Raw genomic sequence first — 22,979 nt, 5'->3', positions numbered from 1 at the left:
ACAGTATAAATTTATGATTTTTCAAAATATTAATAATCGTTAGTTGATTCGTTCATAAATAAAATTTAGTTTAGTTATATAAGGTAATTCAATTTCTTTAATGTGTAATACACAGGTGTAACTATATTTCGTGGTAAAAATATTTGCAAAATCTGGAAAATTCCTGACAATACATGTGAGCTATGCGACGGTTAAAGCACCAGCTGATATTTATCAGGAGAAAGGATGCAAATCATGACAACCACGAAGATTGCCGCATGTGTATCTCTGGCTGCTGCTGGCATCTTGGCTTTGAGCGCCTGTGGTTCAAATAGTGCGAATGATTCTTCAAGTTCGTCCTCGGCTTCTTCTGCATCAAGTTCATCTCGTGCTTCTAGCTCCACGGGAAGCTCCAGCGCTGTGAATAACGGTGGTGGAACATCTGGAAATTCCGGTTCAGGCGCTAATGGCGGCGCGGGTACGGGACAGAATTCTGGCAATGGCGCAGTTCAGGGTGACGGCGGTACTGGTGCTGGTACCGGCGCTAATGGAGGCGGCGCTCAGGCAGATCAGGGTGCGGGAACTAACGGCGGTGTCGCTGGCGGCGGAGCCCAACAACAGGGTGCCCCTGGAAATACAGCGAACCAAAATTCCGGTGCTGAAGGGTATGTGCAGGTTGCTGAAGACGGATCCTGGACTGCAACCGAACCCGACGGTGAGATTGTAAGGGTGTATCCCGATGGATCGTGGGATCGGAGCAATCCAGCCACCGGAAACACCGATTGGGTGGGAGCCGATGGGTCTTGGATTACAAATGAAAATGGTCTGCCCAACGGCTCCAATAAGAACTCACAGGTGCAACCTAACGGTACCTACGAGGTCAGGATGAACGGTGAAGCGTCTCGTGAGACCCCAAGTGGAACGCCTGAAACCCCCGTGATGCCCAATGGTTCGAATGCGGTAACCCCTAAGGGAGCAGTTCAGCCGGCAAAGCGCTGATATCTTTTTGAAAGAAACGGTTAGGCGCGCATCCTCAACCATCGCAGGATGCGCGCCTCTCTGCCTTTGTGAGGTGAAGGCTAGCAAGAACTGCCCTCAGGAGTACTGTGACCCGTGGAAAATACTGCCCGGTATAGTTCGCGCTTACCTGAAATCTTGAACCTGCCACCGTGCTACGGGTAGCGTGGAGTACAGGTACACGATAAACACCCACCTCAGGAGGCTTTATGCGCGAGCAACACACTATGCCGAAAGATATTGCGGCGGCCCTAAAAAACGCGGGGTTACGCACCGACTATAAGGCTCGACCAGCGTATCAGCGCAACGACTATATTGGTTGGATCAACCGCGCCAAGACACCGGCGATGCGTATCGAGCGCCTCGAACAAATGCTCACCGAGCTGGCACAGGGTGGTATCTATATGGGCAAGGAGCATAAGGCCTCACGTAAATAGGTTCAATATGCACCGCTACGAGCAGTCATGCTAAAAACGCACCCTAGGCTGTGTCTTGCACCCTGTCGGGGTGTGGAATGCGGTTTAATCTGTATTATTCAGACTGGCTTATGATGAAGACATCCCCGACGGGGCAGACCATGATTATTACCGTTCTCTAGCTCACCGGTGTAATGCACAATAGGCAGCATTATTATCTACATCAAGGGTGTGCTGTTTACTGATGCGGAGGGTATTATGCGTACAACTGTGACTTTGGATGAAGAGATTGTTGCTAAAGCGGCTAAGCTCACCGGTATTGAAGAACATTCTTCTCTAGTGCGTGCTGCCTTGGAAACTCTGGTACGTGTTGAAAACGGACGCCTGCTTGCTACATTAGGAGGTTCCGAACCTCAAGCCCAAGCAGCTCCACGGCACCAAGATATATGAGTGCATATAAGGGCGGTTTCTAACAAAACGCACCCATAACGCACAATAAAAGCGGATCCTCGAAACAGAATGTTCGAGGATCCGCTTTTGCAGAATGTGGAAGAAGCTACTTCTTGTGTGTGACGCTCAGATAGATGGAGATAGCGACCATCGCGGCGATAATCGAAAGAATCCAGCGGATCCAGTCGATACCGGCGGTTTCAGCAACGCCAAGCAGACCAGCTACCCAGCCTCCGACAAACGCGCCAACAGCGCCCAAGATGATGGTCCAGAGAATAGAAATATTCTGCTGACCCTTCATGAACAGGCGGGCAAGGGCGCCAATAATAGCACCCGCAATAATCATCCCAATAAGCTGACCCATAGATACCTCCTTGCGGTTTGGATGAGTCATACTACTGCGCAGAGTCCTATAGACTTTGCACACGAGCGATAATGTGTGGTTATCGCATATGAACCCTCAATTGTACAGTACAAATTACTTGATGGGTAAACTATGCGTGTATGCGGTTCCAACCCGGACTGCACACTATGCGGAACCTGCGAAGCTATAACCCCAGGAGCAGAAAAGAGCAGCCGGGGTAAGACGCGCTAAAAGGCAACGGGATCTGGTTTGTTACCTCACCCAGTTTCGGAATGCGGTTTATTTCCTGCTGCGCTTGAAATAGTGCCCCGACGGGTAAATCGCCGGATCCTGCTTGTGGAGGAAGAATAATCTGCTGACGCTCAAAGTAAGCAATGTCAGTCTATCCGGTAGTGGAGCATACGGAAGGATTCCTTCAGGAATGGTAAACGCCGCGTTATCATGGCAGACAGTGCCCCGCTCTTCTTCCACGCCGGAAAGTCTGTCATCAGCCGTTTAGCGCTCACCAATTGCAGGTTATGAGCCCAACGCTCGGGTTCATGATCGTCGTCGCATCCAAAAACGAATCGCGCGCGGGAGTGCTTAAGTGCTTCGTGCTGATCAGAATGCGAAACCATCCACGAGTTTATGATGTCGAACGCGATCTCACTGCCGTGAAAACGCTGCGCAAGATCGCGGAACAGGGCGCGCACCGTGTAACGGTCAAAGTACATCATCATGCCTTCAATTACGAACAGAAATTGGGCATTCGGCTGCAGATCGTTCAGCTCGTCCATCCAACCCGCGTCGAAGGCTGAGGTTCCCAGGAAAACTTCACTGCCTTGCGGGGGCAACAACTTTATACGCAAAGTCATCACATCGGGTAAATCTAGGCTGTAAAACGGCACGTTCTGCGCGATTTCCCCGATGCGCTCTCGGCGGCTGTCTAGACCGCATCCAACATTAACGATCACCGGGTTAGGTTGGCGCTTAATGAAATCGGCTGCCAGTCGGTCAAAGTAATCTGAGCGAATCGCGGTGCCGACAACGGTGTGAATGGCGTTATCAAATTTAGAGAAATTGTAGTCTAACTGCGAAACGACTCGTCCAGCTGCCTCATCTTTGATGATTGGGTCGGGCTGTTGCGAGGCGAGGTGCTTCATGTACAGGGGGATAAGTAAGGTCTCGCTGATGGCATCTTCGATTTTCAGCATAGGAAAAAGGTCCCTTTCAGCTTTGACGAGGAGGTTAGCTTATCCTTAGTATACCGCGCGAGAACCTTTATTTTTAGGGTCTTTTCCAAAGGTTTTTATGCGGCGGCGCAAAATTGAGGAGTGCTACCGCAGGCGAGAGGCGGCTCTAAACATGTAAAGAAGAACCGTGTGAGGCAAATGTTGGTGTATATTCAGGCTCTTATTCTGGCGTTACAACCACAACATGACAAAGCGGGAGCATTTTCTTCATTCGGGAGCACTTTAACTGCTCCCGAATGAAGAAAATGCTCCCGAATTGAGCGTTACCGCAAGAGAGGAACTCTTCCATTACCTAAACAAATCCCACACGCTGAAGGTCGTGCGGCGGTAGATAGCCCCTTTTACGGCTCGCTTCGGGTTTTTCACAAACCCCATACCGCGCTTACCATAACCAGGAATCACAGCTCTTTTCACGGCGCGTTTTGCCCGACCGGTGGTGCGAGCCTTAATCATTCGTTTCACACTGGGTTTTCGCATACCAATTCTCATACCTTTAGCCTACTCCCAGCGTCGCAAACATGCGTGCCGCATCGTCACGGGCACGCATAAGGCGAGGCTTTGAGTGCATAGCCACAACATCGTGGCCATATGTCAAAACCTCGCCCGTATGAATAACTCAAGAGTTACATAACCACTACGAGTTTGCCGCGTGTATGTTTCTCAGCTACACGATCTTGCGCGGCGCCAAGCTCCTCAAGTGAGTATTTCTTCTCAATAACTGGGCGCAGCTGACCACGCTCGACGGCATTGGTAATCCACTTCATGGCCTCGGACGATGCCTTGGTCGCCAGCAGGAAACCCACGCGACGGTTCGTGAACAGCGAGGTCAGCACCGCCGGAAGACCGTCAGGCGAGACCGTCATCATGCGCCCGCCCGGCTTCAAGTAGTTGCGGTAAAACGCGGTCACAACGCCTCCGCAGTCCAGGATCGCATCGAATTTCTCAACCTTTTCGGGGTCTGGCAGAGCCTCATGGTCGTATGCCTCAATCGAACCTAGCTCGCGGCACAGAGCTATATTTTCTTCGGCAGAAACGGTTGCCACCTGAGCCCCTAAAATCTGCCCGATCTGCAGTGCGGCATGCCCTACACCACCGCTGGCACCCACTACCAGCAAACGCTGACCGGCCTGGAGTTTCAGGTTCTTGCGGAGTACCTGCAGGGCGGCAAGGCTTACGAGCGGCAGTGCCGCCGCATCAATCTGGTTCTGGATGCGCGGCGCATGGTGAATTCGGTTCTCACGGAATAGCACGTATTCGGCTGCTGTGCCGGTGGGTGCCATAGAAATGGAGCCGTTGAACCCCCACACGATATCGCCAACTTTGTAGTCCATCACGCCGGTGCCCACGCTGACAACCTCGCCGAGCGCATCCACACCGGTACCTTTGGGGAAGCGTTTACCCGTAAAAAGCCGCATTTCGCCTTCGCGCACGATCACGTCAATGCGATTCACGCTGAAGGCCTGCACGCGTACCAACACCTGGCCGGGGCGGGGAGATGGCACGGGAACCTCGTTGATCATGAGCAGATCAGACCCGCCAAATTTGTCGTATTGTACGGCGCGCATTGTGGTTGGTAGCGACATATTTATCTCTTTCTTATCGGTCATTGCGGAAGCATCGGTGTAGGATGCACGGCATTCGACATGAGAACCGCAGCTGTGTAATGGGCGACGGCACCCAAAATAATGCCTCTGTGTTTAACTCTAACCTGTATGCGTGCCAAACCGTGATAAATGACGGTTTTACGACGGGCACCCGGGTATATTTCCAGGCGTACAAACCTGCAGCACATGCCTGAGCGCATAATAAAAACCCTTGATGTGAATAAAACGTTGAAGAATCGTGCTTGATTCACATAAAGACCCTTTTTAGCATGGGTGCTATGACGACTACATCTGTGTACTGTCTTTTCTTCGACGGCTATGAGACTCTCGACGCTATGGGACCTATCGAATTTTTGCACCGTGTGACTGATGTGCGTATGCGGTATATCTCGGTGGCGGGCGCATCCGAGAGCGGTAGTTCACTGGTACGTTCCGCCCAGGGCTTTACCCTCAAGACGGAAATTGTTGAGAGTCTTCCTCCGGGGAGCATTCTTCTGATTCCAGGAGGTATAGGTACGCGCTCTCTCGTCATGAACGACCTATTCCTGCAAAACCTTGCGAAATTGGTACAGCAAAGCCAAACCTGCCTGACAGTCTGCACCGGAGCAGCACTTCTTGCTGCCACAGGTGTTCTTGACGGGAAGCCTGCTACTACTAACAAACGTGCCTTCGAGTGGGTGCGTGGGACGCGGCCACAGGTGAGGTGGCGGCAGAAGGCGCGTTGGGTGAGCACAGAGAAGTTTTATACATCTTCGGGAGTTTCGGCGGGTATGGACATGACTCTAGGTTTTATCGCCGACCGGTGGGGCTTGGAAGCGGCTCAAGAGATCGCGTCCCGCTGCGAATATCTGTGGCAGAATGACCCGGACACCGACCCATTTGCACATTCTGCCGAGTCCGAGTCAGTGTAGCTGCCTCCCAGCGTATAAAAAGGCTCTTTATACGAATAAAGCGGATTTTCTAAAGCTCGATTCGTATGAAGAGCCTTTTTACAGCGCTAGAGAGAGGGGAAGGGAGAACAGGGCAGCGAGCCTAGTGCGTCGTAATACCACCATCCACGCTCAACACCGCGCCGGTCACCCATGCGGCCGCATCCGATGCCAAAAACGCGGCGGCACGCCCAATATCAGCAACATTCCCGATGCGCCCCAATGGAATCAACGCCGAGGCATTTTGCTTCATTTGCTCCTGCGCTTCAGGCGGCATCGCAGAAACATTGCGCAGCAATTGTGGAGTTTCGACCATTCCTGGCGCAATCGCATTCACGCGCACTCCGGCGGAACCCGCCTCAAACGCTAGTGACTGTGTGAAAAGATTCAATGCGCCCTTTGTCATGGAATAGACCGTCGAACGCCGCCCCGGAAGCATCCGCTTCGAAAAATATGACGAAATGTTAACAATATTGCCAGAATTTTTAGCGAGTTCAGGCAATAACTTTTGTGCCAAGAAATACGGGGCTTTAACGTTGAGATTAAAATGCTTGTCAAAAGTGTTCTCATCGGTTTGTTCAAAGGGAATAAACCGTGCAATACCGGCATTATTGACCAGCACATCAATACTTCCCAAAATATCGAGGGCGTGTTCGGCGGCGCGGTTTACCTCAGAAATATCCGTTAAATCTGCTGCGAAGGTGTGCACGGTCACGGGGTATTCGCTCAAGCGTGCGCTGGCTTCTGCAAGTTTTGTGGGGGTGCGAGCAATGAGGAATAGGTTAGCACCTTGGCGGGCGAATTCTTCGGCAATACCGTAGCCGATACCGTCGCTGCCGCCGGTAATAACGGCATTCTTGCCGGAAAGCGCAGAATTGGTATTCATGATGATCTCCTTGGGGGAGGGAATGAGTGATAAAGAGTAATTCCCGCATAAAACCTGCTATCTCAGGCGAGAGCAGCGAATGTGCTGCGGGCATTTAGGAATTTGCTGAAGTTGAATGAAGGCGACTAGAAAGCTTTACTCGCCTTTTGTAAAGGCCATAAAGGCGGCGCCGTCAAGATAAATGCTGGAGGCAACAATTTTGCCGTCTCGCACTGTGAGAAATTCCGGAACCTCGAAAATCTGGGTGGCTCCTGCGGGGGACTTTGCAGTGTAGCGCGCAATAACCGCCGCTTTATCGCCTTCAACCACAAGATGTGCAAGCTCAACATTAGTGGTGGAATTAAAAAAATTTCCGGCCCCCTGCAGATAATCTTGTTTGCCAAGATTTTGTTCTGCACTGTTGAATCCATAGGCTAATTTATCGGAAATGTAGTCTTGCCAATTTTCGGCGTGAATTGCCGAATAGTAATTCAGGACGGTCTGCTTAGTAGTCATTTGACCCTCTCGCGAATAGAATATATGACATGCGGGTATAACCCACGCATTTAACTGTAACAGACATGTTCTATTTATTAGGGTAATAACTACGTGATTGATTCATCTAAGCCATTGCGAGCTGATGCGCGGCGCACGGTCAATATCGTGCTTCATGCCGCCGAACAAGTATTGCGCCGAGACCCAACCGCCTCGCTGGAGCAGGTGGCTACGGTTGCAGGAGTCACTCGAACAACTATTCATCGCAGATTCGCCAGCCGTGAGGTTCTTCTCGCGGAGCTGAGTAATATTGCCGTTAGAGAATTTTATGAAGCATTTGAGTCAGCAAGTCCTGAGACCGCTCCCGTAATGGTGGCGCTGCATCGCCTGACCGTTAACGTGATGCGAGTGAAAGCGATCTGGCTGTATGCGATGGCGCATCTGAGCGATGATGATCCCGCCGTGATTACAAAACAGCGCACTCTTTTAGGGCGTTTGGGTAAGGTTTTTGAGCGTGCACAGCGTGAGGGCTATATCTCTGCAGATGTAGACCTTATCTGGGCGCAGCGTATGTTCCGTGCCATGACTGACGAGGCGGTAGCTGGTATCACCGGCACTGGTATGGGGGCTAAAGCCCCGCCAATGCCGACCGGGCCGGATGATTTAGCCAGACTGGAGGCGGTTGTAGACGATGCCGAGCTAGACCGCCTGACCACTTTGATTATGCACACTTTGTTCACTGGAATTGGAACTCACGAACCCTCTATATGACATGCAATCAGCGAGATGGATACAAGACCTTATTCGGTAGAAAGTATCTAACCTAGCTCGTGAAATATTGCAGTATTGCCCGCCTTGGATCATAAGAGCGAAGGATAAAAATACGCAGAGTTTAGCCGCGTTTCGGTAGTCCACCAGGTAGATACCTACTGGGAAAAAGTTGGTGAGAAACGACATATACTCCTCAACAAAAGGTATGAATCACCCTGCAATACCGTGGGGAGCCGGTAGACGCTATTGTGCACCAGAACGGTTTTACCCATCCAACGTGAGAATAGAGGCTGTATCTCGCGGTACTCAATACCCCACGACACGGGCGGCGTGCGGTATGTTTTTGTGGGCCTCCACCTTGTCGCGCTTATGGTGCACTTCGAGTAGAAACGCTCGATGCAATCGAACATCAGGGGAGAGTTGGGGAACCTGTTTGCCAGTGTGCGTACAAAATTCGGTGAGCTACGTCAAAATATCTAATGGATAAGGTGCACTCATAATAATTCTGATACGTCCTTACAATTCAAGATACGCTTCGCCTGTATCAAAAACGAGAGGCAGAGCTATATTTTTCTGTAAAAACTTAATGGAGAAATTTTTTATAAAACCTTGGCTAAATAAATTCGAATATTTCTATATCAACGTAAAAAAGTTCGTTCTCAGAATAATTATTGTGATGATTCCTCGGTATCCCTTGTGTCTCGGCCCTGAATTATGTTTAGGGTTGAATTGTTCATGTCACCGATGAATGGAGTTTATGATGGCTTTTCGCTATTCTCGTTCGGCTATGACCGGAGCTGCTATTTTCACTCTTGCGGGTGTGACGGTTCTTCCGCTCGCGCAGGCAAACGCAGCGCCTGCAAGTCCTCAAGATGAGGCACGTTCTGGAGCCACACAGGGCCAGCCAAATTCTGCAGCACAGAACGGTCAGGATCAGGGTCAGCAGCAGGGTGCTAACGCCAGTGGTCAGAACCAGGATGGTGCAACCCAGGATCAGCAGCAGAGTGCTAACGCTAACGGTCAGGGTCGGCAGCAGGGTGCCAATGCTGATGCTCAGGGTCAGCAGGGTGCTAACGCCAGTGGTCAGAACCAGGATGGTGCCACACAGGGCGGTGCGACACAGGATCCTTCGAAGGCTGCATCCGGCGGTGAACAGCAGCAGGCTCAGCCTAGTGCATCTCAGGATCAGCAGGGTACTAATGCCAGCGGTCAGAGCCAGCAGCAGAGTGCTAACGGTCAGGGTCAGCAGGCTCAGGGTCAACAACAGGGTGCATCCGCATCCCAGAGCAGCTCAAACTCGAATTCTGCATCACAGAATAATCAGAGCCGTCATAGCCAGCCCTCCGCACCCGCAAATCAGAACTCCGGTTTTATTGCGATCACCTCTGTCGATGGATTCATTGACCCACAGAATACTGATAACGTTCTGTCTGTAGAGACTACGGGGATCGATAATACCCACCGTGTACAGTACGAGCCGCGTGTTCAGGAACTTGATGAGTTCGGGAACATCGTTAATGATGACGTTAGCAACGGCGGAGGGTCTAGTCTTGGTTCGGACGGGAGCTTCGGGATGTACGTGAGTGTTGATGGCACTAAGATTAACCCGAACCACCATTATCGAGTCTACATTGATGCGTTCGATCGGGATACCTTAACGGCGAGTTACGCGTACTACCCCGTCGTGGTTTGGAACCGTACCTATATTCCGGTTGTTCCTCTGTCGGCAGCACGGTAATTAATATACCGTATTATCTTTTGCATTTTGTTTAGTGTATTAGATTTCTGAAAAATAAAATATATTTTCGGCTCAAGGGTCTTCGGGGGCATGTTTTAGTGATATGCATGCTGTTGAAGACCCTTTGAGTCGTGTTGACACATTAGTTTATGTATATATTTTCCATCGAAACATTCATGTTGTAATAAAAATAAATATCAAGAAATAATGCTAAAAATGCTAGACCTAAACTCAACCATGTATTACATTTAACAGTATTCCACTAACCGATGAATGGAGTACAAAATGTCCAATACCCGTTTTATCCTGACCGGAGTGGGTGCGCTTGCCCTCCTAAGTGCATCCGTGGTGCCTTCCGTTCCTTCCTTTGCCGCTGAAGGGAAAGCTGGTGCGCAGACTCAGCAGGCTATCTCTACGCTTCCGGGTGGCCAAAATACTGGCACTAATAACACCAATGGGAACAACACAAATATTAATACAGGGGCTAAAGTAACTTCCGTTGAGGGCGGTCCGCTGAACCCTCTGACAGGGCAGAACAACCTTACGATTACTGGTGAGGGGATTGACCTCAACAAGTCTTTTGACGGTTTAGGTGCAGAGGTCTACGAGGTTGATGCAGACGGCGACTTCACTGGCGAGAACTTAGTTCAAGACGGCGGAGGCCTTGTTGTGACGGAAGACGGTCATTTCCGTGGCACTGCCAAGGTTAAAGGCGATTTCGATCCCCAGAAACACTATGTTCTCTACATTATGAGCTACCCTGGGCACGGTAACCGCACAATAGAGGCTAAACAAGATCTGCCTGTACAGCAGGTTGACAGCAAGGACCTGCAGTCTTCCGTAACCCTGACCACCAACTCCTCGAAGACAAATAAGCTCAGCAGCCACCTGAACACCAATGTCTTGACCCTGACCGGAACCCATTTTGATGACGTGAAGCAGGTCAAGATAAAAGTTGAGGGGCTGGACGAGAACGGTCAGGTTAACGAAACTCTTGCCATCAAAGACGTCTCGGCAGAGGTGAAGAACGGTAACTTTACTACCCAGATTCAGATTCCTGGATCCAAGATTCAAGAAGGTAAGCACTATCGGGTGCTTATTGAATCCAGCAGCGACGACTGGGTAAGGGCTGTGACCAAGGATTTTTATGGCGATACGGATGATGAGGTTGTAGGCATCATTAACGGTGCACCCCTTAGTCGCAGTGCCGCCGAGAATCACCTGAAGGTTGCTGGCGGCGGGTTTAACCCTGCAGCAGCGGCTCAGAACGGCTCCAAGGTTCGGTTGATTTTCACCGAATACAATGTTGAGCTTGACGATCCCAGCAGCGATGAGATCGTGAATACGACTGTTACCCCGAAACCGAACGGCGACTTCGAGGGTGACCTGACTATTCCCGGTAATAAGCTGCAGGCAGGAAAGAAGTATGTGGTACGCGCATACCTTGAAGACGCGAACGGCGGATTCTCAAGCGACATGACCCTCAAGACCCTGGTTCCGACCACGAACTAGGCTTTATTAAGAGAAAATCTCTGTGCTGACACCCCTAGAAGAAGATAAGGTGCTACATAAACCTAAAATTTCCTTCTAGGGGTGTTGCATGGGTAAATCGACCGGTACGATTTGATAAAACCACACTATAGATGCCTTCGCCAGGAGATAGATGATGCGCGCCTTCCTCTGTTCTTACTTCGCCGGTGTAGAACCCGCCTTCAAAAATTTCTTGCGCGGCAACCCATCACAACAGCAGGTGGTGTTTATTCCTACCGCCAGCACGGTTGAAAACACAACTTTCTACGTTCAGGATGCCCTGAATGTTTTCAAAAATTTAGGGCTAACCCCCGATATTCTCGACATTGCAGAAGTTGATTCAGAAACCGCGAAGTTGCGCATCGAACAAGCTGAAGTTCTCTATATTTCGGGCGGTAATACCTTCTACTTGCTGCAGCAGCTCAAAGCCAAAGATCTCATCAATTTCATTGCCGAGAAGGTGCGCCACGGCATGATGTACGTGGGGGAGTCAGCTGGAGCTATGGTCGCTTCACCTGATATTGAGTATGCACGAATTATGGACGACTCTGACGCGGCTCTGGGAATGTTCAATTTTAAGGCGCTGGGAATTGTCGATTTCTACCCGGCGGTGCACGAGGAAGAAGAACCTTTTATACAGGCGGTACGCCGTATGAAAAGCGAATATTCGGATAAGCTAGACCTTGTGCCTATCAACAATAGCCGTGCGATTCGGGTTGAGGGCGGCGTTCGCTTTATCGTCTAGGTTTTCTCCATCGGGCAGAAACCCACCGCATAGCGTGTTCACCTTGAACACGGCAGACTTCGGGAGCATTTTAACCGCTCCCGAATGAAGAAACTGCTCCCGCTTCACCCGCTTACCAGGTTATGATCGTAATTCTGGTCTTTCTTAGTCTTGCGGAACCCTGAACGTGATGCAATAGAACTGATCATTCCAGAGCAAGCTGGTGTTTGTATCCTCCATGTCTTCGGGTATCAGCGCCTCAATCTCTGAGAGATCGAAGGTGGCGTTCTTGTAGGCTTTACGGGTGAGGACGTTCTTCTTGTACTGCGAATCGATGTAGTCGGAAGTTTCGTCTGCGATCATAATTTTCGTGCCGGGCTTGGCCACCCGAATCATTTCTTCGATCGCGCGTTTTTTATCGCTAAAGAAGTTAATGCCGCCCACGTGCAGCACCACGTCAAAGCTCTGATCGATGAAGGGCAGATCCTCGGCGGCACAGTTCACTAGGTTCAGGTTCGCGCGCCCACCCCAGATTTTCTGGCATTTCTTGAGCATCCCGAGCGAAATATCGGCACCCGTCCAGTCGATTGCGCTCACCTCAATATCGTCCGGCAGGTAGCGTAGGTCGGTACCGGTGCCGATTGAGACGTACAGTGCTGAGCAGCCGGGAAACCACTCTAGTTCTTTCATGAACTGCTGGCGCATCTGTGCGACTTCATTGCCGTAAGCGAGACGCCCAAACCACCGTTCGCCTAGGTCGTAGACGGTGGCCATGCGGTTGTAGAATTTCATGTATTTGGCGTTATCGCCCTGAACCTGCGCATCATCCAGGCACATCAGGATGCCGTTCTCTTCAACGGGCGGGTTAGTGCGGAATTCGGGCTTGAGCTTGTTCGTGAGGTTAGTGTTTGCCATGGCTTCTCCGCCTTAGATTAATATGGTGAGCACATTTCTGAGCGTCGTGCGAGAGAAATATTACTCCTTATAAAACACTTATACCTGTTTTGGAATATACGCGTCAATATTTTTTATGTTTGAATACGAGAAACGGCCTTTTAAACGCACTCTATTCAGAAGAGTTTTTGCATTCATGAAGAATAAAAAGCTTCTGAAAGCAAAAACTCTTCTCGATAGAAACCGCCAGTGATGGTGTCAAAAATATGTAGGTACTGTCCGGGTGTTTTTAGTGTTCTTTTTCAAGCACGAGGTTTACGTAGTCGCGTCGTACCAGCCGGGCAGAGCCGCCCGCCACCGCCATATCGTGCAGATGCTGTACAGCTACCGCATGTAGCGGCAGTTCTTGTGTGAGCGCAACTATATCGGCGGCATCGTACAGGGCGAAGCCGTACTTGGTGAATGGCAGGGTCTTCATAAAATCTTTTTCACAGAAGCTTAAACACACCCGCCCGCCGGCGGTAAGCACCCGGCACATTTCTGCGAGCAGCCAAGCCGGTTCCTCCCAGAAATACACCGTATTCACGCTCAACACCTTCGTGAAAATACCGTCTTCATACGGCAGATTCACGCCGTCATACAGCGCGTACTCAGCCAGCCCTTCTGCGATAAACACGTTATTGGCGGCGCGGGCCTGCTCATACATGAGCGGCGAAATTTCCACCCCATCATAGTGCAGGTTCTCTGCGAGGGAGAGAACATAATTGAGGAGCCCACCATTGCCCGGGCCCGCCTCCAGGATGCGGTCATCTTCCTCAATGCCTAATGCATTCAGGGCGCTCACAATCATGGGAAGATTCCCCAGGTTTAAAGAGTGTGCTAGCTCTTGACCGGTGTCACCCATGGGGCACTTAAGCTGGGAAGCAAGGGCCTTCGCCTGCTCGGCCGGGTTCTGGCGGGTACTAGACATAGTGCTCCTTTATAATAATCCAGGCGTGAAGATTTTTTATCATAGCACGGCCGCAGCTTGTGCCACCGCCAGGAGAGCTTTAGCGCCGAGAGGAGGTTTTATAGATGCGCCAGGCACGGCGAATCATTGGCAGCTGCTACGGTAGACGGCCGAAAGCCACAACACGTTTAAACGTTGACTCATGCCGCCAGTCCCACGCCATTTGCACATTCGCCGGAAATACCGCCGTATACAGTGCAATAGCCGCGAGGGCACCCGCCCGGCGGGTTGTTGGGACGCTCAGCATCCCCGCGATACCAAGCTCAGCAGCCCCCGAAGCATAGGTGTAGAACCGTGCGGAGCCCGGTAGGGCGCGAGGTACGATTGCGTCGTAATGTTCGGGTTTCGCGAAATGCAGAACACCCGTGGTCCCTAGAAAACCGGCTGTTACCACGGGCGCTATATGTTTCTTACCGCCGGAGCGGGAATCATCAGATACGTTTTTCTTCAAGCTCATAATTCTAGTTTTGCACATCCGCACTACTACCGCCGGATGATTTTTATGGATTCTCTAGGGCATCGCACATGCGTGGTTCCGCACCTCTAAAACTGAGTAAATTCACATTTCTACCGCACAGCATGAGCCTTACACGTCGTGTAACGATAGCGAATCTATATCAGAACAGGGTAGAATGAGTGAACCGGTGCTAAGACATCACGGAAAGGCCCGTGAGGGCACCCAATCACTGATCCCATGAAAGGAATCCTCTCTTATGAAGAAGCTCATTGTACTTGCTCTCGTCGGCGCAGCAGCATTTTTCGTGTACAAGAAGAAGTTCGCAGCCTAAGCTAGAGTCAGCAGTTTTGATGGGGTACATAAAGCCCACATGAACTGAATACACAGCAGATTTGCGTGAGCCCCGCATCCAGAAGGTTGGATGCGGGGCTCACCGCTTGCTTACACACGTTTATCAGGAACTATCCGGTCGGCAAATCCCCGTTCATAACAATCTTTTCCTGAGCGGAATCCCAGGTGAACGTCGCTTGGGAAGACCCCACAGAGGCCGAAATCTGGTTCGCAGAATTTCGTGAGACCGAAGGGGAACCCTGAATCGGGTTGAGCGTGCCGGTTCCCAAGTAGTCTCCGTGATGGAACAGCATAATATGTGACGCACCATCGGATGACCCAACCGTAATCCACGAGAGCTCCGCACTCGAATCGAAAGTCGAAGTATCCGCCGAACTCAGCGACCACGAATGATGACCGCGAAGTTTACTCGCATTAGAATCCAACGCCGAACGCCCGCTTGAGGACGAAGACCCCGAATTAGAATTTGATGATGCGGTTACCGTAACGGTACTTGCCTCCGGCTGCGGGTTGGCGGTCACCGTTACCACAGACACGCTCGGACTTGGAGAGGCTGAAGAACTGGTGGCACTTGCTGTGGGAGAGTGAGTTGGGCTGGCAGATGCGCTGGTTGAAGCGGATGAAGAACTAGATGAGCTGGAACTGCGTGCCGCCTGCGAACTGCTGCCCGAATCGGTGGATGCGCCAAACGGGTTACCGCAGGAAGAAAGCAGAAGCGCTGCGCCAGCGCAGAAAACTAGCGGTTTTACAGGAAATCTAGACATGAAAAACTCTTTTCGTATCGGTGCGTGTTGTTACTCCTAGTTTACTGGTGGCAACTCGCCAGTGCGGGAGACCTGCCGGGTTTGCGGGTCGAAAGTATACACGCTAATAGCCCGCCCCGTTGCACAAGCGTTGCATTCATCAGCTTTGGGGTATACATAACGAACCTCGACGCTCGTGGGCGATAGCCGGTGAGGCACAAACTTTCCAAAAGGCTTTTGTTCTGCAACCCCGATGAACTCACCGTGGCTGAAAAACAGTAAATGTGCTGGAGAACTACCCGTTCCATTTTTGAGATCCATGGTAATCCACGAGAATTCCGCACACGGATCGTAGGTATTTAGCTCGGGGTTTTTGGTAGGAATATTTTCGGGCACTTTAGATGTGTCCCAAGGAGCACCTTCGCTTGTGTCTCCATCCCATGTGTAGGGTGGTATCTGTTGCCCATATTTTTCGAGAGCCTGCTGATCTGTCAATGTTCCGCACTGCTGCGAGGGGGTGGACGAACTCTGCTCGGCTCCAAAAGGAGCACCGCACGAGGTAAATAACAGCGTCAGAAGAGCACCAAAAACTATAATTCTGAGACGGGATTTCAGAGAGGAAAGCTTCGTGTTTGCCAGATACATTGCGTTATAGTCCTTACCTTATACATGTGAGGTTGTAATAGATACTGTCTGCAAATTCTCAACCGTGAGAGTAGGCCGTAAGTATCTGATACCTAGAAACATCAGCCGCCGTAAAAGGCAATGTTAAGGTTCCACCTTTAAACTTACGACGTTATCTGCCAGAATGCCACGATATCCGTCATGTATAGTAGCCCGGTGTCTGTCAATTTCCTGTCTCCCTTCGCAACAGCATGAATGTACGACGAGGCCGCGCCGCCCGGCTCTTACGCGACAGTTCCCCTTGCGCAGAGGCAGAGAACGCGCGACAATGAGGAAATGGCTGAAATTACTTTTCAAAATAACCTTGCAGTTCACACCAGCGGCAACCTTCCCGCCATCGGTTCTAAGCTCCCCGCATTCTCCGTACTCGACGCCGACCTCGCTGAGGTCACCGGCGCCCAGTTCTCGGGTAAGAACCTCGTGCTGAATATCTTCCCCTCGGTCGATACCGGCGTATGCGCCGCCTCGGTTCGCAACTTCAACAAAGAAGCCGCCGGTCTTGATAACACCGTTGTCGTGAACGTTTCACACGATCTTCCGTTCGCGCTTGGTCGTTTCTGTGCCGCTGAGGGCATCGAGAACGTTATTACCACCTCCGCATTCCGCTCATCCTTCGGGCAGGACTTCGGCGTGACAATGACCGACGGACCTCTCGAAGGGCTCCTTGCTCGCGCCGTCGTAGTCGTGAACCCCGCCGGTGAGGTAGTGTACACCGAGCTCGTTCCCGAAATCACCAACGAACCTAATTACGAGGCTGCGCTCGCAGCTCTTAAGTAAACGCAGCTGAGCCTATCAAGCAGGCACCATGCTCGGTTTTTCCGTGCCATGGTGCCTGCTTTGTTCTGCTGTTTGAAACTATTGCGCTGGTTCGTGCGGAGTCTCTTCTACGCGATCATGTTCCGCGCAATGGCGTGTAAGCTCGTCGGCGACCAGCATATGTTGAGGCAGAGAACCGCGTTTCTTCGCCGCTGCATAACGCCCCACCAGAAGCGCCATATACACTGCCATCGCCACTAAGAGCATAGACCCCGGGGCAATAATCAACGCTACTGCCGCCGCGATCACCGAGAAAAGCACCGTGAGCCTATCGGGGTTAGCGCGATAGGCATCAAGGGCAAGTACCGTAAAGAGCGCAGTCATTACGAAATCGAACCCCTCAAGATGCGCCAGAAAACTCGACCCCAAGAAGAACCCGAGTGTGGAACTGAGGATAACGCTCACATGCATTCCAGCATGAATCCACAGAATGCGTGACCCTCTTAGAGTATGCCGTTCCGGTCCACTGTTGAGGGCAAAAGCCTCGTCGATGAGCGTATAGACGGTGTAAAACTTGGCGAGAGAGCCGTGCACACGCTCGATAGGGTAGGACAGCCCATACATGAGGTGGCGTGAATTGATGAGCAACGTCATCACCGCAACGGATACCAGCGAGGCACCCGCTGCCATCATCGTCAGCAATACGAACTCTACAGACCCGGCGAATAAAACTCCTGGAAGCAGGGGCGCAAGCCACCAAGGAAAACCCAAGCTGTGTATCACAACACCGAGTCCAATTCCCACGAAAAACAGGCCCAGCATCACAAGGGATGCAACGCGCATTGCCTCACGAAATCCGCTCTCGCCAGCGCGGCGGAGCTCAAGACTAAGGGCATCATCGCCTGCGCGTAAAGCCTGCTCGCGTTCCTGCACCACCGGAATGCTGCTGGTCGCCAGACCTGCGGAGGCGATAATATCGAGAACCTGTTCGTCGCTGGTTTGTTGCGGCGCCTCCCCAAGGTGGCGGTTGGGGCGTGAAGATCTTTCAAACATGGTATGCCCCTAGAAAACCCAGTTGATGAGAATAACGCAGGTGGCGGTACCGGCGATCATGCTGTATACCATATTCTTCTTCCACAGGTGCACGAGCGCCGTCACCACAAACCCGGCAAGGTAGGGAACCGCGGTGTGTGTGGATGAAAAGTCAATACGGCTTACCGCATAGATCGCCAGAAGCGCTACGGCCCCGAGTGGAATCCAGTGGCTGAGCGCATCCAGCACCTCAGAACCCGCAAGGGCTTTCTTGAGGCCAAAGGGGAGCACCCGCAGAACAAAGGTTACAGCCGCCGCCACCAGAACGGCGCTGATAATATAGCCGCTATCGATGTGGCCGTTAATCATGGGGGTTCTCCTGCGGGTCGTTGTAGTGAGTGAATGTGGGGCTTGGGGTTTTCACCTGATCTGTCGTGCTGTCTTCGGCAACCGTCACTGCTGTGTTATTCTCTGGGGCGGGTATCTGGTGTTCCGGCAGTGTTCCCCGTGATTTTGCGATAAAGAACCGTACTATCAGCAGGGCAGTGTAGGTTCCCATCGACACCAGAAGCATGGAACCGGGTGCCAGGATAATACCCACCGCGCCAGAGATCAGCGTGAGAAGAGCCGTGACATTATCCCGTTGAGCGCGGTAAGCATCAATCGCGAGGATCGTAAACAGCGCCGTCATGGCGAAATCCATACCCTCAAGGTGGCTCAGAAACGATGCGCCAATAAAGAACCCGGCGGTTGTTCCTGCCACCCAGCTGATGTGCAGGAATGTACTCACCCATAGAATACGTGCGTGAGAGAGCGTATTCCGGTCGGAGCCGGTGCTAAGCGCATAGGATTCGTCGCAGAGCGTGTATATGGCGTAGAGCTTCGCCCAGAAACCCTTGACGTTCTGCAGCGGGAAGGAAATACCGTACACCAGATGGCGGGAGTTCACGAGCAGAGTTGTGAAACCAATAGCGCCTACACTGGCTCCGGTTGCGATCATTTCTACCACCAGGAACTCGACGGAACCGGCGTAAACGATGAGGGATATTGCGGGCGCAAGCCACCACGGTAAATGGTGAGCACTAATAATAACGCCCAAACCTAACCCCAACACCACGAAACTTGCAAGCACCACGCTGGATGCCCGTAAAGCCTGTTTGAAGCCGCTCTCGGTGGGGTTATGACCGATCGCGGCGTAATGTTCTGCGTCGCTTGTTTCCTTCGCGGTATCTTTCATGGTGCCTCTCAGCAAGAGTGAAAATGAGTCTTCAATTATCCTATCCAATTTTAGGGAAGTTTTATGTACTTCGTTTTGCTGTACGGAATATCAGGGGAGGAATAAAGATGTGGTGCCTGCGTTATGCTCAATGTACAAGCGACAGTTTCACCGTGTTAAGGAGTATTGCTGATGAATAAAGCGCCTGCTGAGAAAACAATAGTACGCCGCGAGTCTGAGGACTACCGCGAAGTTCGTGTAGAACGGGTTGATCGCCTGCGGTACCGGGCACATGGTGCGAATGGGGCAACCCTGGACTTCGGGGTGGGTGATGGGCTTCTAACTCCGGTGGAGCTCTTATTAGCGGCGATCGCCGGATGCTCCTCGGTCGATGTGGATGCGGTCACCACCCGCCGTGAAATCCCACAGGTATTCGAGGTACTTGCTTCTGCTCTGAAGAAGCATGAGGACGGTGCGGTACGTCTTGATGATGTTGAGGTCGATTTTGATGTGCAGTTCCCTGAAACCGAGGCGGGCACGCAGGCCGCTAAGATGGTGGATCGGTTAATTCGTTTGAGCGCTGAGAAGGACTGCACGGTCTCTCGTACGGTGGAGCATCCGACGAAGGTTGAGTTTCATAATGTAAATGCTGAGTAGGGCTTTGCTGGATTATCGTATTGGCCTTGACTTTAAGCATATATTTTTGCCGAGCAGATTATTAAAAGTTATCTGCTCGGCATTTATCGCAGGGGGCTTTGATGCGGAAACATATTACATATAGTGCGCAGAATCATCAGCAAGGTCGGTGCCTTGAGGGTTTTCGGTCAGATATTGGATAATGGCTTTTTTGTCGTGAAGTATTTCTTCAATCTGAGCCTGGTCTTCTGAACTGTGGATGTGTGCCCACCGACCCTTCTCCTGTCGGAAGATAACATGCGCGGCTATGGAGTATTCTTTGGTAGCTTTTATTGAAAACTTGGCTGCTGTTTTATTGTCTCTGGTTCTGAGGTGGAAAATATCAGGAAACGAAATATCTTCACCTCCACGGAAATTTTTACCCCAAGGAGAATAACTATATTTATTAATACAATTAAAATGTGTTGTAATAATTTTTCCTGTTCGAGTATGGTATTTAATAGTACCGTCTGAGTGAATACTAAAGTACTCCATTTCGTATGCGTAGAGGAAATTCGCGCTAAGTAGTGCTGTACCGCCGAAAAGAATGGTATTCCACGTTCCGGTCCATGCCATATCCCACGGAATGATTAAGGCATCTATTGTTAAACCTAGCGCTGTCACATTCAGCCATCCTTCAAGCTGGTGATACTTCCTCTTAAATACGTAGGGGAGCTTCTTCTCTCGTGATCTGCGCACCGCATCGTAGGTGAGGTAGAAGATGGCAATGGCAACAGTGATAATAATAATCATGGTAGTTCTGCTCAATGTTTTCTCCCTATTCCTTATTATGTGATGTAGCAACTGATCGAATTGGCTAAACTCAGGCGAACTACGCCGATAATATCAGTAGTTCCCTGAAAATTTTGTGGCGTTATCTGTACTCTTGCGTATCTTAAGCTTTTTTCGCCGCACAGAGCCGAACCTTGAAGAATTTATACGCCGTCAAGACATCATCTATGTCGGAGGCGGTAACACCGCAAACCTCTTAGCTGCGTGGAGGTTGCACGGTCTCTCGTACGGTGGAGTATCCAACGAAGGTTGAGTTTCATAGTGCGAATGCTGAGTAGGGTGTTACCGCGTTGAATCCATATATAGACCTATATACTCTGGATATGCTCGGTGTTTAGGATGGGCTATGATTGCATGGCTTATTTGTGGAGGGTTGGTTACCTATGGAGACTCAACGCACTATTGTGCTTCTGAGTGGTGGGTTCTCTGACGGTGAGAATACTGATCAAGATGTGTTTCTGTTAGAGTCCAGCATGCGGAGAAAACCAAGGGTGTGTTTTATTCCTACGGCTAGTGGAGATTCACGTGCGTATATCGAGCGTTTCTATACTGCCTTTAAAAGATATTCGTGTATTCCTGCTCATCTTGAGCTTTTTCGCCGCACAGAGCTGAACCTTGAAGAATTTATACGCCGTCAAGACATCATCTATGTCGGAGGCGGTAACACCGCAAACCTCTTAGCTGCGTGGAGATTGCATGGACTTGACCGTGTGCTTCGCAAAGCATATGTCGAGGGAACGGTTCTATCGGGGATAAGTGCAGGTGCAGCTTGCTGGTTCGAGTCATGTCTGACCGATTCGTTTGGTGGTTTAGAGGCGCTCAATGACGGTTTGGGCATACTGCCTGGCAGCTTCTGCCCTCATTTCAATACTGAACCTGGTCGTCCCAGAAGTTTTTTGCAGACACTACAAAGCGGTACTTTACCGCCAGGAGTAGCTTTAGACGATGGGGCGGCAGTTCGATACTGCAACGAGGTAGTAGATGTAGTCTATCGAAGTGTGAGCAATGCTGGTTTATATAATCAGACGACAAAAGGTATATGTGCTGTGGAGCTGTAGTACGTTTACCAGCAGGTTTCGACTGCGCAACGAAGCTTTTGATATGTAAATTTTGAGAATGCATTTCGATAGTGAAAATACTTGATATATCAAGCGAAAAGCGGGGGTTGTGTAGGGTGTGCCACTATGTGACCGGATTCGACACGTGTTATTAAAACTTTATTTTTAACCTCAGGTGCAGATTTTGCCCAGGACGCTTAAGTGTGCTTCTAGTGGGTGCTACATGAAGGATCTTATTCTCTTCAATCCCTGGAATTGCAGGGGATGTATGAGGGGGTAAAAGTCCTTGAGAGACCCCTAGATATGCAGGATTTTTGAAATGTTTATTGTAGACAAAAAAGGGTGCAAGCTGAGTGATGTTCACTTAAATGTTATAAACATGCTTGTATGCCTAGTGGAGCCCCTGTAGCCTGGGAATTGGATACTTAGTCTAGGCTGCCCTTGAGGATTTACTCCTGCGGTAGTTGAAAGTTTCCGTGCACACGAAGCCGACATAAAAGAGGTTTACATATGACTTCTCATCAGCGGAAATCTCCCGGAATTAAGAAGGCGCTGGTTACGACCGGCACCGCCGCATCCTTGTTGGGTGCATCCTTCGTGGCAATGCCTGCTACGTTTGCTAACGTGCCGGATCAGGTTCCCACCTCTCCTGCATGTGACTGCCAGCCCGGTCAGCCGGGACAGCCTGGTCAGGGCGGTCAGGGTCAGACCGGTCAGCCTGGCACCCCTGGTGATAACGGTCAGACCAGCACTCCCGGCGGTGGCAACGGTCAGACTGGTGACAATGGTCAGCCTGGTCAGGGCGGTCAGGGTCAGACCGGTCAGCCTGGTGATCACGACAGCGATCACCCTGACACTCCCGATACACCTGACACTCCCGATACGCCTGGTGATCACGACAGCGATCACCCTGACACTCCCGATACACCTGACACTCCCGATACACCTGGTGATCACGACAGCGATCAGCCCGGTACCCCCGGTCAGGGTCAGCCTGGTACTCCCGGTCAGGGCGGTCAGGGTCAGACTGGTCAGCCTGGTCAGGGCGGTCAGGGCCAGACCGGTGACAATGGTCAGCCCGGTACTCCTGCTCAGCCTGGTACCCCCGGTCAGGGCGGTCAGGGTCAGACTGGTGACAATGGTCAGCCCGGTCAGCCCGGTACTCCCGGTCAGCCTGGTACCCCCGGTGGTAACAACG

Annotated in this window: 26 protein-coding genes and 1 pseudogene; 13 read left to right on the top strand and 14 right to left on the bottom strand. The window is 51.2% G+C overall.

Features of this window, described 5'->3' with window-relative positions; all coding sequences use genetic code 11:
• The first annotated feature begins 234 nt into the window (after nt 1-234).
• From HMPREF3016_RS04190 to HMPREF3016_RS04180, 3 genes are all read left to right on the top strand, one after another.
• Nucleotides 235-978 carry a 1,4-beta-cellobiosidase gene (locus HMPREF3016_RS04190; protein ID WP_246828455.1) on the top strand — a complete coding sequence of 248 codons (744 nt, stop codon included), beginning with the start codon at nt 235-237 and terminating at the stop codon, nt 976-978.
• Between the two features lie 227 nt (nt 979-1,205).
• Nucleotides 1,206-1,433 carry a YdeI/OmpD-associated family protein gene (locus HMPREF3016_RS04185; RefSeq protein WP_013397528.1) on the top strand — a complete coding sequence of 76 codons (228 nt, stop codon included), beginning with the start codon at nt 1,206-1,208 and terminating at the stop codon, nt 1,431-1,433.
• 237 nt (nt 1,434-1,670) lie between these two features.
• Nucleotides 1,671-1,862, top strand: coding sequence for a type II toxin-antitoxin system VapB family antitoxin (locus HMPREF3016_RS04180; RefSeq protein ID WP_070618591.1), 192 nt, complete (start codon nt 1,671-1,673; stop codon nt 1,860-1,862).
• A 106-nt stretch (nt 1,863-1,968) separates the two neighbouring features.
• Here the strand turns inward: HMPREF3016_RS04180 and HMPREF3016_RS04175 are convergent, their stop codons facing one another.
• From HMPREF3016_RS04175 to HMPREF3016_RS04160, 3 genes are all read right to left on the bottom strand, one after another.
• On the bottom strand, nt 1,969-2,226 hold the full coding sequence (locus HMPREF3016_RS04175) for a GlsB/YeaQ/YmgE family stress response membrane protein (protein WP_037231102.1): 258 nt from the start codon (nt 2,224-2,226) through the stop codon (nt 1,969-1,971).
• A gap of 377 nt (nt 2,227-2,603) precedes the next feature.
• Entirely contained in the window at nt 2,604-3,419 is an 816-nt protein-coding gene (locus HMPREF3016_RS04170; RefSeq protein WP_070740430.1) for a class I SAM-dependent methyltransferase, read from the bottom strand.
• Between the two features lie 662 nt (nt 3,420-4,081).
• Nucleotides 4,082-5,041, bottom strand: coding sequence for an NADP-dependent oxidoreductase (locus HMPREF3016_RS04160; protein WP_070740427.1), 960 nt, complete (start codon nt 5,039-5,041; stop codon nt 4,082-4,084).
• 299 nt (nt 5,042-5,340) lie between these two features.
• On the opposite strand from HMPREF3016_RS04160, the gene HMPREF3016_RS04155 reads away from it, so the two are divergent.
• On the top strand, nt 5,341-5,973 hold the full coding sequence (locus HMPREF3016_RS04155; protein ID WP_070741080.1) for a DJ-1/PfpI family protein: 633 nt from the start codon (nt 5,341-5,343) through the stop codon (nt 5,971-5,973).
• A 121-nt stretch (nt 5,974-6,094) separates the two neighbouring features.
• Here HMPREF3016_RS04155 and HMPREF3016_RS04150 read toward each other — a convergent pair whose 3' ends face one another.
• Together HMPREF3016_RS04150 and HMPREF3016_RS04145 are read right to left on the bottom strand one after the other, a co-directional pair.
• The gene (locus tag HMPREF3016_RS04150) at nt 6,095-6,877 is read right to left on the bottom strand and encodes an SDR family NAD(P)-dependent oxidoreductase (protein ID WP_070740424.1); all 783 of its coding nucleotides are present in this window, start codon (nt 6,875-6,877) and stop codon (nt 6,095-6,097) included.
• 135 nt (nt 6,878-7,012) lie between these two features.
• A complete protein-coding gene (locus HMPREF3016_RS04145) occupies nt 7,013-7,372 on the bottom strand; it encodes a nuclear transport factor 2 family protein (RefSeq protein ID WP_070740421.1) in 360 nt (119 codons plus the stop codon).
• Between the two features lie 93 nt (nt 7,373-7,465).
• On the opposite strand from HMPREF3016_RS04145, the gene HMPREF3016_RS04140 reads away from it, so the two are divergent.
• The 4 genes from HMPREF3016_RS04140 to HMPREF3016_RS04125 all read left to right on the top strand — a co-directional run bounded on the left by HMPREF3016_RS04140 (nt 7,466) and on the right by HMPREF3016_RS04125 (nt 12,135).
• A complete protein-coding gene (locus tag HMPREF3016_RS04140) occupies nt 7,466-8,122 on the top strand; it encodes a TetR/AcrR family transcriptional regulator (RefSeq protein WP_070740418.1) in 657 nt (218 codons plus the stop codon).
• Between the two features lie 748 nt (nt 8,123-8,870).
• Complete coding sequence (locus HMPREF3016_RS04135; protein ID WP_070740415.1) at nt 8,871-9,860, top strand: protein argonaute-2; 990 nt, start codon at nt 8,871-8,873, stop codon at nt 9,858-9,860.
• Nucleotides 9,861-10,145: 285 nt separating this feature from the next.
• Nucleotides 10,146-11,372 carry a histidine kinase gene (locus tag HMPREF3016_RS04130; RefSeq protein WP_246828453.1) on the top strand — a complete coding sequence of 409 codons (1,227 nt, stop codon included), beginning with the start codon at nt 10,146-10,148 and terminating at the stop codon, nt 11,370-11,372.
• 151 nt (nt 11,373-11,523) lie between these two features.
• Nucleotides 11,524-12,135 carry a Type 1 glutamine amidotransferase-like domain-containing protein gene (locus HMPREF3016_RS04125; protein ID WP_048754880.1) on the top strand — a complete coding sequence of 204 codons (612 nt, stop codon included), beginning with the start codon at nt 11,524-11,526 and terminating at the stop codon, nt 12,133-12,135.
• A 144-nt stretch (nt 12,136-12,279) separates the two neighbouring features.
• Here the strand turns inward: HMPREF3016_RS04125 and HMPREF3016_RS04120 are convergent, their stop codons facing one another.
• From HMPREF3016_RS04120 to HMPREF3016_RS04100, 5 genes are all read right to left on the bottom strand, one after another.
• The gene (locus tag HMPREF3016_RS04120; protein WP_048754879.1) at nt 12,280-13,029 is read right to left on the bottom strand and encodes a class I SAM-dependent methyltransferase; all 750 of its coding nucleotides are present in this window, start codon (nt 13,027-13,029) and stop codon (nt 12,280-12,282) included.
• 268 nt (nt 13,030-13,297) lie between these two features.
• Nucleotides 13,298-13,978 carry a class I SAM-dependent methyltransferase gene (locus tag HMPREF3016_RS04115; RefSeq protein WP_048754878.1) on the bottom strand — a complete coding sequence of 227 codons (681 nt, stop codon included), beginning with the start codon at nt 13,976-13,978 and terminating at the stop codon, nt 13,298-13,300.
• A gap of 136 nt (nt 13,979-14,114) precedes the next feature.
• Nucleotides 14,115-14,474, bottom strand: a complete 360-nt coding sequence (locus HMPREF3016_RS04110; protein ID WP_048754877.1) for a DoxX family protein — start codon at nt 14,472-14,474, stop codon at nt 14,115-14,117.
• A 461-nt stretch (nt 14,475-14,935) separates the two neighbouring features.
• Nucleotides 14,936-15,589: an LppP/LprE family lipoprotein gene (locus tag HMPREF3016_RS04105; protein ID WP_070740411.1), complete on the bottom strand. Its 654-nt coding sequence runs from the start codon at nt 15,587-15,589 to the stop codon at nt 14,936-14,938.
• 36 nt (nt 15,590-15,625) lie between these two features.
• Nucleotides 15,626-16,213 carry an LppP/LprE family lipoprotein gene (locus HMPREF3016_RS04100; RefSeq protein WP_070740408.1) on the bottom strand — a complete coding sequence of 196 codons (588 nt, stop codon included), beginning with the start codon at nt 16,211-16,213 and terminating at the stop codon, nt 15,626-15,628.
• 315 nt (nt 16,214-16,528) lie between these two features.
• Between HMPREF3016_RS04100 and tpx the strand changes: the two genes are divergently transcribed.
• Nucleotides 16,529-17,029 carry a thiol peroxidase gene (gene tpx, locus HMPREF3016_RS04095; RefSeq protein WP_070740405.1) on the top strand — a complete coding sequence of 167 codons (501 nt, stop codon included), beginning with the start codon at nt 16,529-16,531 and terminating at the stop codon, nt 17,027-17,029.
• A 78-nt stretch (nt 17,030-17,107) separates the two neighbouring features.
• Here tpx and HMPREF3016_RS04090 read toward each other — a convergent pair whose 3' ends face one another.
• From HMPREF3016_RS04090 to HMPREF3016_RS04080, 3 genes are read right to left on the bottom strand one after another with little or no spacing between them, the layout of a single operon-like run.
• Complete coding sequence (locus tag HMPREF3016_RS04090; protein ID WP_070740402.1) at nt 17,108-18,061, bottom strand: AzlC family ABC transporter permease; 954 nt, start codon at nt 18,059-18,061, stop codon at nt 17,108-17,110.
• A gap of 9 nt (nt 18,062-18,070) precedes the next feature.
• The gene (locus HMPREF3016_RS04085; protein ID WP_004005150.1) at nt 18,071-18,409 is read right to left on the bottom strand and encodes a branched-chain amino acid transporter permease; all 339 of its coding nucleotides are present in this window, start codon (nt 18,407-18,409) and stop codon (nt 18,071-18,073) included.
• Nucleotides 18,402-19,277, bottom strand: coding sequence for an AzlC family ABC transporter permease (locus tag HMPREF3016_RS04080; protein ID WP_070740399.1), 876 nt, complete (start codon nt 19,275-19,277; stop codon nt 18,402-18,404). The genes HMPREF3016_RS04085 and HMPREF3016_RS04080 overlap by 8 nt, the downstream gene beginning before the upstream one ends.
• A gap of 171 nt (nt 19,278-19,448) precedes the next feature.
• On the opposite strand from HMPREF3016_RS04080, the gene HMPREF3016_RS04075 reads away from it, so the two are divergent.
• Entirely contained in the window at nt 19,449-19,913 is a 465-nt protein-coding gene (locus HMPREF3016_RS04075) for an OsmC family protein (protein WP_004005148.1), read from the top strand.
• A gap of 114 nt (nt 19,914-20,027) precedes the next feature.
• On the opposite strand, the gene HMPREF3016_RS04070 is transcribed toward HMPREF3016_RS04075, so the two are convergent.
• Nucleotides 20,028-20,684, bottom strand: a complete 657-nt coding sequence (locus HMPREF3016_RS04070; RefSeq protein WP_070660737.1) for a hypothetical protein — start codon at nt 20,682-20,684, stop codon at nt 20,028-20,030.
• A 115-nt stretch (nt 20,685-20,799) separates the two neighbouring features.
• Here HMPREF3016_RS04070 and HMPREF3016_RS11275 point away from each other — a divergent pair, with 115 nt between their 5' ends.
• The 3 genes and pseudogenes from HMPREF3016_RS11275 to HMPREF3016_RS11110 form a co-directional block, all read left to right on the top strand.
• Complete coding sequence (locus HMPREF3016_RS11275) at nt 20,800-20,976, top strand: Type 1 glutamine amidotransferase-like domain-containing protein (RefSeq protein WP_013397503.1); 177 nt, start codon at nt 20,800-20,802, stop codon at nt 20,974-20,976.
• Nucleotides 20,977-21,106: 130 nt separating this feature from the next.
• Nucleotides 21,107-21,781 (top strand): Type 1 glutamine amidotransferase-like domain-containing protein, encoded by a 675-nt coding sequence (locus HMPREF3016_RS10735; protein WP_083315878.1) that lies wholly within the window; start codon nt 21,107-21,109, stop codon nt 21,779-21,781.
• Nucleotides 21,782-22,291: 510 nt separating this feature from the next.
• Nucleotides 22,292-22,979: pseudogene (locus HMPREF3016_RS11110) on the top strand (hypothetical protein); the annotation flags it as partial.

It is taken from the genome of Rothia sp. HMSC065D02, assembly GCF_001815285.1.
GTDB lineage: Bacteria > Actinomycetota > Actinomycetes > Actinomycetales > Micrococcaceae > Rothia > Rothia dentocariosa.
This window is presented reverse-complemented; position numbering and strand designations above follow the sequence as displayed.